General features: G+C 64.5%; 1 protein-coding gene. It reads right to left on the reverse strand.

The features are described 5' to 3' along the window. A partial coding sequence (locus tag FJ980_RS33865; protein WP_140547695.1) for an amidohydrolase family protein occupies window positions 1-953 on the reverse strand: 953 nt, incomplete at its 3' end. Window positions 954-1069: the final 116 nt, after the last annotated feature.

Consider the following 1069-nt stretch of genomic DNA (forward strand, 5'->3'; position numbering starts at 1 on the left):
AGCACGCCGTCGTAGAACACCTTGACCATGCCCGACGACAGCCACTCGCCATTGTAGCGCTCGGCCATCGCCGAGGCCTTGTCGAGCATGTCGAGCGTCATGAAATTCTTGTAGTGGAAGGGTATCTGCACCCGGCAGGACAGACCCTCCTCGGCCTCGATCTCGGCCAGCAATTCGAGCTGGTAGAGATTGCCGTCCATGTTCTGGATCGAGGTGATGCCGTGGCGCGCGCACCAGGCGAGCCCGCGCCGCATGATGTCGCGGTCGGCGGCGCGTTCTTCCGCCGATGGCATCGGGTCTGGCTCGCCGCCCGTCGCCAGCCCGAGCCGCACCCGGCCCTCGCCGGCAAGATTGAGCACCGGGCCGAAAGCCTCGCCCTCGCGCAGTTCGCCATTTGCCAACCCGTCGTCGCCCATGACGATCTCATTGCCGGGGCCAAGCGTGCGCCCATTCAGGATGCCAGCCAAGTCCAGCGCCTTGGTGTTGGCCCACATCGTATGGTGGTCGGGCGCGGCCATGACGAAGGGCCGGTCCGGCAGGATCGCATCGAGATGATGGCGCGTCACTCGCTCGTCGTCGAGCACGGTGTAGTCGACGCCCTGTCCGACCAGCATCTTGGCATCGGGGTGCGTCGACGCGTAGTCGCGGATCGCCTTTTGCAGCGCCTCGAAACCGTGGACGCCCGACAACTGGAGATGGGCAAGCTCGGCCGCGCCTGAAAACAGATGCATGTGGGCTTCGATGAAACCCGGGATCACCGAACCGCCCCTGGCGTCGATGACCCTGGTGGCCGGCCCCTTGAACTCTTCGATGGAGGCGTGGCTGCCGAGAGCGACGATGGCGCCATCCTTGACGGCAACGGCTTCGGCGGTCGGATTGTCATCGTCCATGGTCAACACACGACCATTGATGACGATCAGATCCGCCTTGTGACCCGCACCCGTGACAGACATCGCGACTCCGCGCTTTTGACTGAGACCGACAACCACTGCCCACGAGCTGCCGCTCCGCGGGAGGGGCGATGGGGAAAGATGATGCCGGCGCGCTGTCTTCGAAATTCCCCTTGTCA

Source organism: Mesorhizobium sp. B1-1-5, from assembly GCF_006443065.1.
Lineage (GTDB): Bacteria > Pseudomonadota > Alphaproteobacteria > Rhizobiales > Rhizobiaceae > Mesorhizobium.